Source organism: Companilactobacillus furfuricola (assembly GCF_003946325.1).
GTDB lineage: Bacteria > Bacillota > Bacilli > Lactobacillales > Lactobacillaceae > Companilactobacillus > Companilactobacillus furfuricola.
Genome location: NZ_RHNT01000049.1, coordinates 1 through 16,356, shown reverse-complemented (window position 1 = coordinate 16,356; position 16,356 = coordinate 1). Strand labels below are relative to the sequence as shown.

Genomic DNA, 16,356 nt, shown 5'->3' with positions numbered 1-16,356 from the left:
GCACCTTTCACTAAGCTCCTTCGTCGCCAAGTGAAATTTCACCACTGAGGTCTGTATCCCCGGGCCCCTCCGTCTAGTTGGAGACATTACCCCCTTTTTTTGAGCTTTACTGATTTATTTTGTACAAATTGGCACTGTTTGCTCGTCCTATTTCTCACATGTCTATCTCAGGCTTTATCTATTCTGGTGGGAGTAGGAGTTTCCTTGTTTTGTTCTTCTATTTTCTTTGTTTTGATCACTAATACTTTTCTCGGTTCGCGGGACTTTGCTCCGCTCAATTTGTTTCCTGACTTACATTGCTGTTGTGATGTTTCTTTGATTTTGGGTTAGATAAGAGTAAATATGTATTTTTATCTCTTACTTTCGTTTCTTGCTCGCGTACTCGTTCCTCGTACTCTTGCCTTTGTCTGAAGTTCTTTTTTTCTCTTTTTATTTATTTCTGGCTTGCGTGCTCGTTCCTCGCACTCTCGCTTTGCTGCTTTTTTTGGTATATTTATAATTTTGCGATTTTGATATTTTTGGCTTGTTCCTTCTTTTGGGGATGAGCTTTTTATTTTTATCCTCAAGGATGTTGAAATGAGCTCCAGGCGACTGCGGCTTCCGGTTTAGCAACTATCAGCAGGCACGGCTTCGCCGCACCTTTGGTGCTGACAGTCTCCAAATCCTCAGCAGCTGACTGTCGCCTTCTGCTCTCTTTTTTTGTTTATCGATTCTTAAATAATGATAAAATGGAATTATTAATTATTTGATGTTAGGGGGAGTTTTTGTGCAAGGTTTGTTGTTGGTTAATTTGGGTTCGCCGGCTTCTCCGGAGACTGCGGATGTTAAGCGTTATTTGAAGGAGTTTTTGAGTGACCAGAATGTTGTTGAGATGCCGAAATTTATTTGGCAACCGATTTTGAACGGGATTGTTTTGCCTTTGCGTTCTTGGCGTTCGGCTACTTTTTATAAGGACTCTTGGACTGAGAGTGGTTCTCCTTTGATTGCTTATACTCGTATTATTACTGATCAGGTTCAGGAACTTTTACCTGATTGGGATGTTGAGATGGCTATGACTTATGGGGAACCTGATATTGTTGATACTTTGCATCAGATGAAGGCTGATGGTTGTTCTAATGTTATTTTATTGCCTTTGTTTCCCCAATATACTCAAAGTTCTACGAAGTCGATTATTGATCAGGCTCAATCTGCTGAGGTTGATTTGACTATTATTAAACGTTTTTATGATGAGCCGGTTTATCAACAAATTTTAGCTAAAAAAATTCAAGCTGCTTGGGATGCTGATGAGTATGATGAATTGTTTTTTAGCTATCATTCGATTCCTACTGCTATGGTCAAACATGGTGATCCTTATCAAACTGAGTGTGAGGAGACTATGACTGCTGTTGGGTCTTTGTTGAGTGTTCCTGAGGATCAGATCAAGACGGTTTATCAGTCTAAATTTGGACCGATGCCTTGGCTCAAGCCTTATTTAAAAAATGCTTTGATGCAGGCGGTCCAGTTGGGTAAGCGTAATATTTTGATCGTTACGCCTTCGTTTGTGGCTGATTGTTTGGAGACTTTGGAAGAAGACTATGTTCAAAATTACCAAGTGTTCAAATCGACAGGTGGCGATAAGTTTCAACTTGTTGAGCCGATGAATGGCGATCCTGAATTCAGCCAGTTTTTAGCAGATTTAGCTGTTAGAAATGAGGTTAAATAATGACGGATGTTAAGAAAAGTTTGCACGAGATCAACCAAAGTGTGAAGGTTCCTAGCGTTTATGAAAGCTCCTTTACGCAAAAATTTTTAGCCTACAGTGGACCAGGGGCTTTGGTGGCTGTTGGCTACATGGATCCCGGTAATTGGCTGACTTCGTTATCCGGTGGTAGTCAATATCGTTATCAATTGCTGTCGGTGTTGTTGATATCCATTTTGGTGGCTATGTTTATGCAATCTTTGTCGATCAAATTAGGGGTAGTTGCACGACAAGATCTGGCTCAAGCGATTGCTTTGAAAGTTCCCGAGGGATCCGCTATGCTTTATGGATTTTGAATGAATTAGCCATGATGGCGACTGATTTGACTGGGGTTGTCGGTACTGCCATTGCGTTAAGATTGCTATTTGGATTGCCGCTACTGTATGGGATTTTATTGACGATCTTTGATGTCTTGATCGTTTTGCTATTTTTACGTTTTGGGATCCGACGGATCGAATTTATCGTATTATCGGCAATCTTAGTTGTTGGGGTGATTTTTGGGATCGAAGTTTTTCGGGCTCATCCACCGATCGCCGCCATTTTGAATGGCGTTGTACCGACAGCTGATATTTTTCAAAATCATCAGAAGTTAGTTTTGAGCTTGGGGATCATGGGGGCAACGATCATGCCGCACAATATTTACCTGCACTCATCGTTGGCCCAAAGTCGCCGCTATGACTACCATGATCCGGCTCAAGTTAAGGAAGCGTTGCGCTTTGCCAACTGGGATTCAAATGTTCACTTGGTTGCGGCTTTATTTATCAACGCTTTATTGTTGATCTTAGGTGGAACATTATTTTTCCACGCTAGTGGACAGCTAGCTAGTTTTCAAAATGTTTTTGATGGTTTAAAAAACAGTAATGTCGTCGGTAGCTTGGCCAATCCCGTCATGAGTCTGCTTTTTGCCTTCGCCTTATTGATCACTGGTTTGATCTCATCGATCACTAGCACTTTGTCGGGACAGATCGTGATGGAAGGGTATTTGAACATCCGTCTTCCTTTATGGCAAAGACGTTTATTGACGTGGTTCGTCACATTGATACCGATTTTGATCATCGGATTTATGGTCGGATTCAATGAACAAGATTTTGAAGACATGATAGTTTATGCCCAGATCGCCTTGAGCATCGCTTTGCCATTTACTTTGTTCCCGATGATATTTTTGACAAGTAGTAAGAAATTGATGGGTGAGCATGTTAATAGCAAGCTGGTATTAGTTGTAGGGCTGATCTTGTCTAGCGTGATCACTATTTTAAATTTACAGTTGATCGTTTCTACATTGACTTAAAAAACACTGAACTTCTGGATAAATTCCGGAGCTCAGTGTTTTTTTACTTAGTTTTGTCATTATGAGAACAACAAATATTTTGTTGGATCTGAAGGAAGTAAGAAGTGGAACCCTTCTTCAGCAATGATGGCGAATAAGTTTGCCACGATCAAAACGGCGAAGATCCAAATATTGATAGTTGCGATTACGTTATATTCTGAACCTTTGGGACAAAGTTCTTTTGAGAACATCATCATAAAGGCACAGAAGAACATTACGACGATGAAACTGATCAAGGCCCATGTATATGTGTGCAGGCCTAGGACAGCCGAACCGTAACCCGGATCGTTTGGTGCAATGTGTAATAAAACGTGTCTGATCGATGCAGAAGCGCCTAATAAAGCTGCTAATAATGACATACCATATCCACGCATGAATTTTTGTGGTGTGATCGTACCTTTTTTAGTCGCTAAAATTATGTAAAGTGGTCCAAAGCAAGCTAACATCATGAAGTATCTTTGGATCATGCAAAGAGGACATGGAAATTCGTGTAGTGCAAATTGAAAAAATAAGCCTCCTGCTAAAACGAAATTATATGCGAAAAGAAATAAGTTGGCTCCCCAAAATCCGAGTTTGGAAGCCAGTGTACTTTGTTTAGTATTTATCAAGCTTTTTCCCCCTTAAATTAAAGACTGATCGGTAATGTGCTAGTAGCGTGCAATTTGAACAAAATAAGGATCAAAATACAAGCCACGACCCACATCGTGAAATCAAATTTACTAACTTTTCCCCGGATGATCATCCTTAAAAACATCAGTGTGATAATGATCATGATAATAATATCCATAAAATCGCCCCTTCCGAGAAACTATCTTAGCAATTAGTGAATAGTTTATCAATATCATTCATTTATCGGATTTGTGAAAAAGCTAAACAAAACTAGTAATAAAGGCAATCATAAGCGCACAAAAAAACATCCGATTTTTTTCAATTGGAAGTTTAAAAATGATTTATAATTTGTTCTAAATTCAATTTTTAGTTTAAGGTAACGCCAGTATCAGCTTTTACCCATTCGTCTGTTGAAACACGATAGTAAGTATTGCCGGCACTATCTTGAGCAGTCTTGTCAGTGTACCAAGAAGTATCACCAGCAAGTCCACGTGAACTCTTAGCTCCGGATGTTAGGTAAAGGCTGTAAACAAAGCCTGAAGGTCCGGCTAGAGTTACAGAGTGATATCCGGAAAGATTTTGGATATTCGTCAAACCAGAAGTTTGGCTAGTATTGTTGTTGTAATTATTGTTAACGTTGTTATTATTCTTAGCAGGCTGGTTATTATTCACGTTTTGGTTCACGTTATTTTTTTGATTATTGTTCTTAATGTTGTTTTGGTTTTGGTTGTTATTTTGGCGATTATTGTTGTTTTGTTGACGGTTAGAACCTACAACCGCAGCGTTAGCAGAATAAGCACTAGTTGCCGCAAAAGTGGCAGTTGGGATCCATCCTAATAAAATTACTGATGAAATTAATAATGTTTTTTTAGTTTTCTTCATAAAAAGTTCCTCCGTAATGTCTATCTCTTAACGATTCTTATAATACGTGGCAAAGATTAAAAGTGGCTTAAAAAGCTAAAAACTGACTAAAAAATTGTCAATTTTCAAATAATATCAAAAAAAAGAGATCGCGGGTAACCACGATCCCAAAATGATTTCTTCAGATATTATTTACGTGCTGGTTGAGCTGGAGCCTGGTTAGCAGGTGTAGCCTTTGCAGGTTGAGCCTTAGCTGGGGCTTGTTTAGCAGGTGTAGCTTTTGCGGGTTGAGCTTTAGCAGGAGCTTGTTTAGCAGGTGTAGCTTTTGCGGGTTGAGCTTTAGCAGGAGCTTGTTTAGCAGGTGTGACTTTTGCAGGTTGAGCCTTAGCTGGGGCTTGTTTAGCAGGTGTAACCTTTACAGGTTGAGCCTTAACTGGAGTTTGTTTAGCAGGTTCAGCTTTTTTAGGTTGATCTTTTACAGGTTCGGCCTTCTTTGGTTCAGCTTTCTTTGCAGGTTGAGCAACGGCTGCACTAACAGTTGAAGCAGAGCTAACAGCAATAGTTGCTGCAGGTGCTAGTCCTAAAATTGCTACTGATGATAATAGTACTAATTTTCTTGATTTTTTCATTTCGATGAATCCTCCTTGTCGCATATCAAATATGCTGTAATTCAGAATAGGGAAGGAAAATTAAACGAGACTTAAAAATATATTACAGTTATTATTTTAAGAATTGGTTTATATTGTGAAAAATAACCAACTGTATGATACGGTATTAGAGATTATTTTATTTATTCTATAAATTGTTATCCTATTTATATCGCATGGCAGTTTCTAAATATGATTTTTTTGTGAAATTGTTTATAAATTCACACAAATATACTAAAATTAGAATTGGATAGTTAATTAAATCAAATTGAATTTTAAAGAGGAAAATAACTTGGAACAAACATTTATTACATCAAATGGTGAAGTTAACGTTAAAGTGACCGGTGATTTAAGCAGCGATAAAGAGATCATCGTTTTTGTACATGGTATCGATGGTTCATTAAACTACTTTGACGAGATCACGCCATACTTAGAAGAAAAATATTCAATCGTTGCAGTTGATCTGTTAGGACACGGCAAATCAGCTCCCGCAAAAGACGAAAACTACCAAATGGATAGTGAAGCTTGGGCTGTTTGGGAAGCTCTAGGCAAATTACGAGTAGTTAAACCCGTTATCTTATTCGGCTGCGGTATCGGTGGCCTAGTAGTAACATGCATGACAGAAATGCATGATATCGCCGTTAGCAAGATGATCTTGTTGAACACACCAGCCAATGAAAAATACGCCTACGTCAACACACTAAACACCGTCATCGGTGGCATGATGTCAAGCTCACAAGTTAAATCAAAGCTCTATTTTGCAAAGAAATTCGACACGTCAAAATTGAGTGATCCCAAAGTAATTCAAGACTCATCGAAAAAAGTTGAACGTAAAACATCAAAACAATTACAAAAGATCGCCCCACAATACTTAGAAGAAAAGCCAATGAATAAGCGTCTAAGAGCAATTCCACAACCAACAATGTTATTGTTCGGACTAGAAGACCAAATCCTCACAGAAGCTGGAATTAAAGATGCAAAGGCAAGCTTGGCTCGAGTACCTGGTGTCCAGTTCAAAGACATCGAAGGAGCTGGTCACGTTGCTATGATTGAAAAGCCTGAAGAAGTTGCTAAAGATATTATTGATTTTGATGCGAAGACAACACGTTCGGAAGATCAAGAATAATCTAATTGATTTTAAAATTGAATAGAAAATGAAGACAAACTAGTTGTTAGTTTGTCTTTTTTTGTAAGGAATCTATACCTCTTTCAAAATCGTCCAATGATGATAAAATTGCTTTGTAGTTAGAGCAGGAATACTCATTTGTAATGACTGATCGATCCAAAGAACGTAACTGCAAATAAATTTTTTTCCATTTAAATTTCCCGCTTTTGATATCAGAATCAAGAACCTTTCGCAAATCTTTAAGGGAATGGAAGGTAAGAAAAAATTATTGAAAAATTTAAATTAATGATTCTAAATGCAAAAACACTAGAGCCTTTATTCATTTATCACAATGTTTATAAAATTGTCGTGGATGATAAAGTTTATATCTTGAATGAATTAAGGGACACTGATCTGTATCTTAAAATGATGAAAGGCGGGAAGGGCGTTGTTATTAATGAGATGGGTGAAAGATTAATTATTCCCTTTTCAGAATATTTCATTGGGGATATTACACCTGAGAATTCTTCAATGTTTCTAGAATCTGAGAAGGAGCTATGGGCAAAGTATCCTCCTGTGAGTGAGGTAAAAAAACTTATTTTTCGAAATAAATAAATGAAGCAAATATCAATATAAATTGACAGAAATTAGTTTTATAGCAATAATCAAAGTAACAAATTGTTTTCAAGAAAGCGGGTATGAATAATGGCGTCACATCAGGCTTTACTGATTATTGATTACACTAATGATTTTATTGCTGACAAAGGTGCTTTGACTTGTGGTGAACCGGGACAGGCGATCGACAAGAACATTGCTAAATTGGCGGACAATATGCGCAAAGATGGCGATTGGGTCTGGTTCCCAACCGACGTGCATCGTCCATTCGATCACTATCATCCAGAAACGAAGTTGTTCCCAGCTCACAACGTCCGGGATACTTGGGGTCGAGATCTTTATGGCGAAACTGGGCAGTGGTACAAAGACAATATCGGTAAGGATACAGTCAAATTATTTGATAAGACTCGTTATAGTGCATTTGCCGGCACTGACTTAGACTTGCGTTTGCGTGAAAGGGAAGTCGATACGTTACATTTGGTCGGCGTCTGTACCGATATTTGTGTTCTTCATACAGCAGTTGACGCTTATGATCTTGGATATAAGATTGTGATCCATAAATCGTGCGTTGCTTCCTTCAACCAAACAGGGCACGAGTGGGCCTTGGATCATTTTGAAAATGTTCTAGGTGCAAAAATGGTCAAATAACCTTGATAAAAAGGCAATGCCAATTCAATTTTGAGAATTGGTATTGCCTTTTTTTCGATTATTAAAAGAAACTTTTTCCGAAAACGGTGTGCAAAAAACTAAAAATAAAATTCAATAATTTTGATACTTTATCTTTGAAATATTCACTAGATGGACATATACTCGCTTTAATCAGATAGGATAAAAAGAATTATATCTGGTTAAAGCTTTTTAATATCTTCTCGTGCGGTGACGAGTATTGCGTGAGCGCGACTTTTGTTTTTCTTGCTCGATGCGCAAAGTTTGGATCTCGTTCTCAATTTCGCTCATTACTTCGAGCTGCATCTTTTGAATATCTAGGATATGAGGCCATTGGACCTCATTCATTTGATCAACTTTCTTGTGTAAAATGCGTATTTCCATTTCCGACTTAGTATTCGTGCGGTAGTCGTTTTCAGCATCGAACCTATCACGTTGTGCTTGACGGTTTTGACTCATCATGATGATCGGTGCTTGGATAGCAGCGACACAGCTAAGAAATAAGTTCAGTAAAATAAATGGATACGGATCGAAGTTCATGCCAAATAAGTGGAACACATTGACGGACATCCAGATCACTAAAACAATGGTGAATGTGATGATAAATCCCCAACTACCACCGAATTTGGCTACAGCATCAGCCATCTTTTGACCACGAGTAAGTTGACCACTGACGGTTTCATTCAAGTTTCGAATAACGTAAGTGTCTTTTGAAAGCTCTTTTTGAAGCTCTGAATTCACTCTCTGATCGTAATCTAAATCTTGCTCGATGATCGACTGCATACTTTGTAGTCTGATTTGTTGCAAGTCTTTTAAGCAAATAAATGAAGAGGGACGTGCAAAATCAGCTTGGTTTAGAATTTTTTCTTTTAGACGGTCGTTGAGATCGCGAAGAAATAACCCCTCGGAGCTTGAAAAATGCTTTCCACAAATGACACAAACTTTATTTTTTTCGACTGACATAATTTCACCCCTAGTGGTTGATGTGATTATTATAAATCAAATTTACGAATGCTTCATCGAACTTGAATGAATCGTCTAACTTAAATTTTATAAGGGAGATGAGAGGCATGGATAGTGCCTTTATGATACTTTCCATCTTGTTAGTTTGGGTAATGACCCCAGGGATCGCCGCTTTTTATGGTGGTTTTATCCCCAGAAAAGATACAACTAAAATGTTATTTGAGATTTTCCTGATGTTTGGAGTTATTGGATTGCTCTGGTTTATGATCGGCTATCCACTCTCGTTTGAGGGAAATAATTTTGGTATTATTGGTGACTTGAAACATATTTTCTTGTCAGGCATCAATTTGTCCGCACTATATCCCAAGACGAATATTTCAAATTCGATCTTTATCTTGTTCCAAATGATGTTCGCAATTTTGACCCCAGGTCTCTTTTTAGGATCGATCGCTACGAAAAAGTCGACCAAGTACATTGTAGCCTTTGTGGCTATCTGGTCAATTTTAGTGTACTATCCACTAGTTCACATGGTCTGGGATAGTACCGGATTTCTTGCAAAATTAGGTGTCCTTGATTTTGCTGGTGGCACGGTTATTCACATTGATGCTGGTGTAACAGCATTGATCCTCTCCAACTTTGCTATTTCAAAGCATATTAAGAAAGAAGAACATGCTGAAAAAGCTAAGGGTAATCCATTCTGGGTTTTGATCGGTACTGTTTTACTTTGGATCGGCTGGTATGGATTTAACGCAGGTAGTGCTTTAGCTTTGAGTCCTCAAGGTGTTCAAGCCTTCTTTACTACTACAATGGCTCCAATTACTGCGATGTTGACATACGGTTTGTTGGAAAATCATTTCAAGGGTAAGGCAACTATGAACGGCATTTGTACTGGTGTAATCTGTGGTCTAGTTGGTATTACTCCTGCAACTGGTTTTGTTACATTGCCAGCTTCATTGATCATCGGTGTTGTTTCGGCTGCTGGTAGTTATTTGTTTATTAATAAGTTGAAATATATTTGGCACATTAACGATTACATGGATATCATGGGTGCTCACGGTGTTAGTGGTATTTTAGGTTCAGTTATGACTGGTTTGTTCGCTACTAATACGATTAACCCTAATGTGGCCCATAATGGTTTGCTTGAAGGCGGCGGCTTGACGCAACTTGGTATTCAAGTCTTTGCAGTTTTGTTCTCGTTTGTGTTTGTGTTTGTTGTTAACTTTGTGATTGTTAAGGTATTGAAGGTCTTGTTCCGTGAGAGTTCTTCACGTGTTCATCATAAGGTTTCTACTTTGCATGTTTAAGTTGTTTGTTTTAATTAAGACTGACTATTTTGGTTGGTCTTTTTTTTGTTGTTTTGGTGGGAGGTAGTTGTTTGGTTGCTACGTTCAATGCCGGTTCCGGGTCGGGGCGCGATATGGGACTGGAACGCTGCCGACTCGATTTGAGCTTATTCGGGAAGATCGCCCGAACAATCTCAAATACGAGTCTTCCTCTAAGCTCCTTCGTCGCCAAGAGGAATTTGGCGGCTGAGCCCATATCGCGCCCCGACCCTCCACCTAAGTGGGTGACTAACATCATTTTTTGGGGGCTTTACTGATTTGTGTTGATTAAATCGGCACTGTTTGTGCTTCCTATTTTGCACATGTCTATCTCAGACTTGTTCGGAAGGGCTCAATATTATTTTGGGAACCGAAAACTAAAGAAAAAGAACGAAATAAAAATGCAAACAAAAAAGCGATATTACCTTTCATTTTGTTGATAGGGTAATATCGCTTTTTTACTTGTTGTTTCTTTTGTTTTGAAAATTATATCTTAAAGTGAACCTTTTTTAAGGGCTGTCTTTAAGCCACCCATTGTGTAGAAGGATCTGTCTGCTGCTAGGTGTTTGATCAGTGAGGCTGTTACGCCTTTGAATTTGCGGTCGCCTAGTTGGGCGATTCCGTGATTTTGACCTAGTGAGGCTACTGTTCCTGCTGGGTTGTATACGAATGGTTTCAATTGTGTGCCTGATAGTGCTGAGGCGATGTTGAATGCTACTGCGGCACCTTCGGCTGTTGCCAATTGACCTGTTGTTGGTAGTGGACGTTCTGAGCCTTCTGGAATGATGGCTGAGTCGTCACCGATGAAGTATGCTTCTGGGTGATCTTCTAAGTTCAAGAATTCTGTTGTCATTACACGGTTTCTTCTTGCGTCCATGCCTGAGTCCTTGATTACGTCGACACCACTTACACCAACTGTCCAAACGATTGTGCTTGCTTCGACTTTGTGTTCGTTGTTGTCTGCATCGTTATATACTACAGCGCCGTCTTCGATTCTTGAAATCTTAGCACCTGTTAGTAGTTTGATACCGTTCTTTTCTAGATATGAAACAGCGTATGTTGATAGTTCTTCATCGAACATTGGCAAGATACGTGTTGCCATTTCTAGACATGTTACCTTAATTTCAGGAACGCCATATTTAGCTTTTAAGATCTTAACTGTGTCGATCAATTCACCAAGAACTTCGATTCCTGTGAAGCCGGCACCACAAACTGCGATCGAGAGGTCTTTTGGATCTTGTGACTTCTTGTAGTTTGCAATGTTCTTGTTAATAGTCTTGTAGATTTGTGTTGCTGTATCAAGATCTTGGAGGATTAGGGCATGTTCGTCAGCACCTTGTAGTCCAAAGTCTTCTGAACGGAAACCTAGAGCAACGATTACGTAATCGTATTTGATGTCATCATGGTCTTCAAATGAGACAGTCTTGTTGTCTAGATCGAATTTTGAAACTGTTGCTTGGATAAAGTTTACGTTTGATGGGATTACGTCACGAACGTCAAAACTTACTGATTCTGGTTTTGCTGTCCCTGCAGCAATCATATGTAATGCAGTTTTTTCAACGTGCAATACGTTCTTATCAACTAAATCGATTTGTGTATCAGCTGGTGTTGTTTTTGCTAAATCCTTAGCAGCTTTCAATCCACCGTATCCTGCACCTAAAATTAAAATATGAGCCATATCTACCTACTCCTTCATTTATCAAAATATAGTAATAACATCCAAAATTATTATATAACTTTTGCCATTTTTTCGGAACATCTAAGATTGTAGCGGATTCTTACTAATAGAATGTTTGAGAAAAAATGGGGCCAATATAGTAATAAGTATAATACTGATGATTACACTTGAATAGTACTCTTCTGAAAGCAGTTTCACATTATATCCAATTTGTGCAATTATCAGTGCCATTTCACCACGTGAGATCATTCCAGAACCAATAACATAAGAGTCTTTCATGTTAAATCCGGATAATCTTGCACCGAATCCAGAACCGATCAATTTTCCAATGATACCTGTGATCGTGAATAAGACGATCAACCAGAAATCTTGGAAGAAGGTGTTAAATTCTAGATTGATACCAATACTGATGAAGAAGATCGGAATGAAGATACCGTAACCGATCGTTTCGATGTCGGTATTGATCTTCTTTTCAAAATATGGTGAGTTGGAAATTGCGATACCTGCCACAAAAGCACCCAAGACGGCATCTAGTTCTACTTCGTCAGCAAAGAAAGCAAACAAGAAGCAGATCAGAAGTGCCATGATGGTTGTTGCATGGGTCGCCTCAATGAATTCAGACAGTTTCATGAGTTGAGGAATGATCCATCTATACGCAACGTAAGTAATAATTCCAAATACTACCCACAAGCCAAGCATGAGACCAAGTTTTGTTGCTGAGAAGTCACCGTTGAGCGTTCCGGACATCACACTTAGGATCGATATTGCTAAAATATCGTCCACGACGGCGGCTCCTAAGATAACAGTTCCTGAGTCACTAGATAAATAATTCAAACTCTTTAAAACTTCGACCGAGATAGAAACAGAAGTTGCAGCAAAAACTACAGAGATGAAAATACTTTCTTTGAGGTTAATGTTAAATAGTAAAGCTGTTAGCAAGGTCAAGGCAACGGGTAAAACGACACCAAAAATAGCCACGTTAAGACTCGGCTTAAAATGCTTCTTTAGTAGTCCAATATCACTCTCTAAACCTGCTAGGAACATCAATAAAATAACACCGATCTCAGCGAACAGCTCTACCTCATGAGTCGGCTTAACGATGTTAAGTACACCTTTTCCTAAAATAACACCTAAGATCAATTGACCAACAACGGCAGGAAGATTCATCTTATTAAAAAGATGGCTGACTACCAAGGTCAAGAAGAGCATTAAGGCTAAAAGTGTTATGAATTCCATGTTTTATTTTCCTAATCCTTTTTTATACCATGGATAAATATCTTGACCATAGTACCCAAATTAGCGATGTTTCGCTCTCGCTTAGCGTCATTGTACTCTATATATGGTAACAACATTGTTAGAAAAGTTCCAACTTGAGATGGAAGAGGAAGGTCACTTCTTAGTTCGTCTTTATGATCTTGGAAAACATTGTTAAGTACTTTGTAATAGCCGATATCCCAAGTTTGACCAATAGTCTTGCGTTCCTCATCAGAGAAAAAAGTTGAAATATCGTGCATCATCATAAAATAGTTAATTTTGAAGTTTTCGATCATAAAAGTAGAAATGATCAACAATAGATCTTCAAACGATTTGTCTTTATTTTCATCGTAAGTCTTATAAAGAGCTTCACTAAAGCCACCAATAGCGTGCTCTAAAGACTTAATATACAAAACCTTCTTATTCTTGTAGTAGTGGTACATATTAGGCTGAGTAATATCCAGAGCCTGAGCGATCTTACGAGTAGAAGTAGCTTGATAACCTTGTGAGAGAAAGTTCTCTGAAGCCACTTCCAAGATTGCGTTTTTAGTTTTTTCTGCTTGTTTATCTCGTGAATTCATTGCAATATCACCTTCTGCGTATTCGTCTCCATTATACATTAAAATGGACCTCAAAACTTAATCATTTATCAATTGATAAAAAATAATCAATAAAAAATCCCTAGCTATTAATTCTATCAGTTTGCTAACAATAGGGCAAAACGGAAAAAGTATAAAAGCGGATTCAAATGAGCGAGAAAACGATTAGAAAAATTAAGCAAATATGAATGAATTTACTGGTAATGCAACAAAACAGCTGAAAAAGGATTAAAACTAAAGATGGTTTCTTGCAAAAAAATAAAATCTTAATTCTAGGGAAACCCCCAAGTAACAAATTGAACATGAACAAGCAATCATGAGAGATCAGTAAAGGAGATGACAAGCAGGAACTCCACCACCAAATTCTGCGTATCGATAAAACAAGTAAGTGCAATATTACTATCACATTGCTCATGTAAATGGTTGCTACTAAAGGATCTCTAGAAGGACCACCTAAAATATTTCAAAATAAGAAAAAATTTTTTAATAAAAACGTTTCTATCTATTAGTAAAACATAATATAATTAAGTAGCTAAAATTGCGATCAAAAAAGAAATACGAGGTGAAAATATGATAATAGTTGCGCTATCAGCGGTTATTTTACCGTTCATATTATTGGGGTTATTAAATATGCCGGCGACAAAGGGGATGTCGATCAGTGCTTTAGTAGTACTACTTGAAGGTTTTTTCTTATGGAAAATGCCTACGGACGTACTTATTGCGTCCATACTACAGGGGATTCACAAAACCTTACCGATCCTTTGGATCTTATTCGGTGCCTTAATGATGCTGAATGCCCTCAAGAAAACCGGAGCCATCGATCGAATAAATCTAGGCTTTCATCATTTGTCCGCTGATATGCGTGTTCAAGTCATATTGGTAGCATAATTGTTCGGAGCCTTGATCGAAGGTATCTCAGGCTTTGGAACGCCAGCCATGGTAACAGCACCATTGATGATAGCTTTAGGATTCACACCAATGGCCGCCGTAACATTAGCTTTAGTAGCCGACTCGACACCAGCAGCCTTTGGAGCCGTAGGAACACCACTAACAGTAGGACTAAGTAATGTAAGTACTGATGGCAACTTTTTAAACTCCATCGGACGTCAGATCACTCAGATCGATCTCTTTGCCGGAAGTTTCATGCCATTAATGTTGTTATTCTTACTAACATTCTTCTTCGGCAAAAAAGAGTCACGCTTGAAAGATTGGCTCCAAACAGCACCGTGGACTTTCATGATCGGAATAATCTACGCCTTAATAGCGATCAGCATCTCAACCTTCTTCGGATATGAATTCGTTTCGATCTTAACACCATTCATCACCATCATCATTGCCATCATCACCATCAAATTCCGGATACTATTACCAAAATCAGTAGTAGAAAATCCATGGACAACATCGACTATCGAGATCAAAGAAGATAAAAGTAGCATGTCATTATTATCAGCTTGGTCATCATACATCGTAGTTATCTTGATGTTATTAGCTTCCAGAGTCTTTGAACCACTAAAAGCTTTTTTAACATCAGCAATAAACTTCTCCTGGACCAACATCTTAGGATTTGAACAAATCAAATCTGACTGGGAATTTCTCTACTCGCCAGGAACACTAATGACCATCGCCGTAATAGCAGGATTGATCATCCAAGTAAGATCATTAAAGATCTTCTTCCCAACGGCAAAAAAAGTAGTCTTATCCATGAAATCAACAACTATAGCCTTGGGAGTAACACTAATAATGGTCCAGATCTTCGCTAATTCAGGCCTAAACACTGGCAAACTAGAAAGCATGCCAGTATACATCGCCACAGCGATCTCACATTCAATGTCATCAGTCTGGATCTTCATGGCACCATTCCTAGGAGAACTAGGAGCCTTCGTAACCGGAAGTGCCACAGTATCAACCCTAACCTTCGGACAGATCCAAGAAGACATAGCCGCAAATGCCGGCATCAGCAAGCAAATAGTCCTAGCAGCACAACTAATCGGAGCTGCAGCCGGAAACATGATCTGCGTACACAACATAGTATCAGTAAGTTCCGTAGTAGGCCTACAAGGACAAGAAGGAAACATCCTAAGAAAAACAGCCTTACCAGCCTTAACCTACGGAATCCTAGTAGGAATAGTAGGCTTCATCTTCATAGCTCTATCATAAATAAGCAAGAAAAAGCGAGTCAGACTAAAAAAGTCCAACTCGCTTTTTTAAATGAAAAATCATTTCTTATCCAAAAACTCATTCATAGCAGCAATAGCCTTTCCACCATAAACAAAAGCAGGACCACCACTCATCATCAAAGCAACATTAACAGTCTCAACAATCTCATCCTTAGAAGCACCAGCATCAATAGCATGATGCAAATGATCCAAAATACAGCCCTCGCAACGAATAGAAATCCCAACGCAAAGAGCCATCAATTCCTTAGACTTCTGATCAAGAGCACCATCCTTCAAAGCATCAGCATGTAAGGAAGAAAAATCCTTAGCAGGATCCCCAGAAGCATTAGCCAAAAGCCCATAATTAACATTAATACCATCCAATTGTTCCTTGTAATTAGACATAACAAAATCCTCCAAAAAAAGAATTTAAGTACAACCCCATGTTACCGCTTGCAAAAAGGAGGTTCAAACCCCAAAAAAGAGGAAGAAGGTCGAAGCACTTAACCTTGTGTTTAAAAACAGGAGGCGAGAGTGCGAGAAACGAGCACGCGAGCAAAAGAAGAAGAAGAGGAGGGAAAAAGAAAAAAGAACCAAATCCAAAGTGTCTTGAACTAGATCTTGAATTTGCCAACAAAAGAAGAAACTGAGATAGACAAGTGCAAAATAGGAAGCACAAAAAGTGCCAATTTAATCAAAATAAATCGGTAAAACTCAAAAAAACATGGGGATTATACACACCATCTAGGTGGAGGGTCGGGGCGCTATATGGGCTCAGCCGATCGAGTAGGAGGTAGCTAGGCTACCGACCTCTCA

General features: G+C 38.6%; 15 protein-coding genes and 2 pseudogenes. 9 read left to right on the top strand and 8 right to left on the bottom strand.

Translation table 11 applies throughout. The features are described 5' to 3' along the window. Nucleotides 1-748: 748 nt before the first annotated feature. Both hemH and EKM78_RS10255 read left to right on the top strand, forming a co-directional pair. Entirely contained in the window at nt 749-1,702 is a 954-nt protein-coding gene (gene hemH / locus EKM78_RS10260) for a ferrochelatase (protein WP_125771948.1), read from the top strand. Beyond that, nucleotides 1,702-3,026: pseudogene (locus EKM78_RS10255) on the top strand (Nramp family divalent metal transporter). Before hemH ends, EKM78_RS10255 begins: the two are co-directional and overlap by 1 nt. Nucleotides 3,027-3,085: 59 nt before the next feature. Here EKM78_RS10255 and EKM78_RS10250 read toward each other — a convergent pair. The 3 genes from EKM78_RS10250 to EKM78_RS10245 form a co-directional block, all read right to left on the bottom strand. Further along, entirely contained in the window at nt 3,086-3,673 is a 588-nt protein-coding gene (locus EKM78_RS10250; RefSeq protein ID WP_245995058.1) for a disulfide bond formation protein B, read from the bottom strand. 17 nt (nt 3,674-3,690) lie between these two features. Next, nucleotides 3,691-3,852 (bottom strand): DUF5993 family protein, encoded by a 162-nt coding sequence (locus EKM78_RS12785; protein ID WP_164507304.1) that lies wholly within the window; start codon nt 3,850-3,852, stop codon nt 3,691-3,693. A gap of 188 nt (nt 3,853-4,040) precedes the next feature. After that, nucleotides 4,041-4,556, bottom strand: coding sequence for a hypothetical protein (locus tag EKM78_RS10245; protein WP_125771940.1), 516 nt, complete (start codon nt 4,554-4,556; stop codon nt 4,041-4,043). Between the two features lie 182 nt (nt 4,557-4,738). Between EKM78_RS10245 and EKM78_RS13445 the strand changes: the two genes are divergently transcribed. From EKM78_RS13445 to EKM78_RS10225, 4 genes are all read left to right on the top strand, one after another. Further along, a complete protein-coding gene (locus tag EKM78_RS13445) occupies nt 4,739-5,077 on the top strand; it encodes a pentapeptide repeat-containing protein (protein ID WP_425453547.1) in 339 nt (112 codons plus the stop codon). 397 nt (nt 5,078-5,474) lie between these two features. Beyond that, nucleotides 5,475-6,308: an alpha/beta fold hydrolase gene (locus tag EKM78_RS10235; protein WP_125771938.1), complete on the top strand. Its 834-nt coding sequence runs from the start codon at nt 5,475-5,477 to the stop codon at nt 6,306-6,308. 285 nt (nt 6,309-6,593) lie between these two features. Continuing rightward, complete coding sequence (locus EKM78_RS10230; RefSeq protein ID WP_164507302.1) at nt 6,594-6,902, top strand: hypothetical protein; 309 nt, start codon at nt 6,594-6,596, stop codon at nt 6,900-6,902. Between the two features lie 90 nt (nt 6,903-6,992). Then, a complete protein-coding gene (locus tag EKM78_RS10225) occupies nt 6,993-7,550 on the top strand; it encodes a cysteine hydrolase family protein (RefSeq protein WP_125771934.1) in 558 nt (185 codons plus the stop codon). A 210-nt stretch (nt 7,551-7,760) separates the two neighbouring features. Here the strand turns inward: EKM78_RS10225 and EKM78_RS10220 are convergent, their stop codons facing one another. Further along, complete coding sequence (locus EKM78_RS10220) at nt 7,761-8,531, bottom strand: DUF1003 domain-containing protein (RefSeq protein WP_125771932.1); 771 nt, start codon at nt 8,529-8,531, stop codon at nt 7,761-7,763. A 107-nt stretch (nt 8,532-8,638) separates the two neighbouring features. On the opposite strand from EKM78_RS10220, the gene EKM78_RS10215 reads away from it, so the two are divergent. Beyond that, complete coding sequence (locus tag EKM78_RS10215) at nt 8,639-9,835, top strand: ammonium transporter (protein ID WP_125771930.1); 1,197 nt, start codon at nt 8,639-8,641, stop codon at nt 9,833-9,835. 67 nt (nt 9,836-9,902) lie between these two features. Next, entirely contained in the window at nt 9,903-10,064 is a 162-nt protein-coding gene (locus EKM78_RS12775) for a hypothetical protein (protein ID WP_164507301.1), read from the top strand. A gap of 282 nt (nt 10,065-10,346) precedes the next feature. Here the strand turns inward: EKM78_RS12775 and EKM78_RS10210 are convergent, their stop codons facing one another. The 3 genes from EKM78_RS10210 to EKM78_RS10200 form a co-directional block, all read right to left on the bottom strand. Further along, the gene (locus EKM78_RS10210) at nt 10,347-11,531 is read right to left on the bottom strand and encodes an NAD(P)/FAD-dependent oxidoreductase (RefSeq protein ID WP_125771928.1); all 1,185 of its coding nucleotides are present in this window, start codon (nt 11,529-11,531) and stop codon (nt 10,347-10,349) included. Between the two features lie 81 nt (nt 11,532-11,612). After that, nucleotides 11,613-12,767, bottom strand: coding sequence for a cation:proton antiporter (locus tag EKM78_RS10205; protein ID WP_125771926.1), 1,155 nt, complete (start codon nt 12,765-12,767; stop codon nt 11,613-11,615). 11 nt (nt 12,768-12,778) lie between these two features. Further along, complete coding sequence (locus EKM78_RS10200; protein ID WP_245995056.1) at nt 12,779-13,405, bottom strand: TetR/AcrR family transcriptional regulator; 627 nt, start codon at nt 13,403-13,405, stop codon at nt 12,779-12,781. Nucleotides 13,406-13,954: 549 nt separating this feature from the next. Here EKM78_RS10200 and EKM78_RS10195 point away from each other — a divergent pair. Next, a pseudogene (locus EKM78_RS10195) lies at nt 13,955-15,541 on the top strand (L-lactate permease). 59 nt (nt 15,542-15,600) lie between these two features. Here EKM78_RS10195 and EKM78_RS10190 read toward each other — a convergent pair. Further along, on the bottom strand, nt 15,601-15,945 hold the full coding sequence (locus tag EKM78_RS10190) for a carboxymuconolactone decarboxylase family protein (RefSeq protein WP_125709475.1): 345 nt from the start codon (nt 15,943-15,945) through the stop codon (nt 15,601-15,603). Nucleotides 15,946-16,356: the final 411 nt, after the last annotated feature.

Excerpts from the sequence above, each read along its gene's own strand:
- hemH (WP_125771948.1), top strand. The coding sequence starts at position 749 with ATGTTAGGGGGAGTTTTTGTGCAAGGTTTGTTGTTGGTTAATTTGGGT.
- EKM78_RS12785 (WP_164507304.1), bottom strand. The coding sequence starts at position 3,852 with ATGGATATTATTATCATGATCATTATCACACTGATGTTTTTAAGGATG.
- EKM78_RS10245 (WP_125771940.1), bottom strand. The coding sequence starts at position 4,556 with ATGAAGAAAACTAAAAAAACATTATTAATTTCATCAGTAATTTTATTA.
- EKM78_RS10230 (WP_164507302.1), top strand. The coding sequence starts at position 6,594 with ATGATTCTAAATGCAAAAACACTAGAGCCTTTATTCATTTATCACAAT.
- EKM78_RS10225 (WP_125771934.1), top strand. The coding sequence starts at position 6,993 with ATGGCGTCACATCAGGCTTTACTGATTATTGATTACACTAATGATTTT.
- EKM78_RS10220 (WP_125771932.1), bottom strand. The coding sequence starts at position 8,531 with ATGTCAGTCGAAAAAAATAAAGTTTGTGTCATTTGTGGAAAGCATTTT.
- EKM78_RS10215 (WP_125771930.1), top strand. The coding sequence starts at position 8,639 with ATGGATAGTGCCTTTATGATACTTTCCATCTTGTTAGTTTGGGTAATG.
- EKM78_RS10210 (WP_125771928.1), bottom strand. The coding sequence starts at position 11,531 with ATGGCTCATATTTTAATTTTAGGTGCAGGATACGGTGGATTGAAAGCT.
- EKM78_RS10205 (WP_125771926.1), bottom strand. The coding sequence starts at position 12,767 with ATGGAATTCATAACACTTTTAGCCTTAATGCTCTTCTTGACCTTGGTA.
- EKM78_RS10200 (WP_245995056.1), bottom strand. The coding sequence starts at position 13,405 with ATGTATAATGGAGACGAATACGCAGAAGGTGATATTGCAATGAATTCA.
- EKM78_RS10190 (WP_125709475.1), bottom strand. The coding sequence starts at position 15,945 with ATGTCTAATTACAAGGAACAATTGGATGGTATTAATGTTAATTATGGG.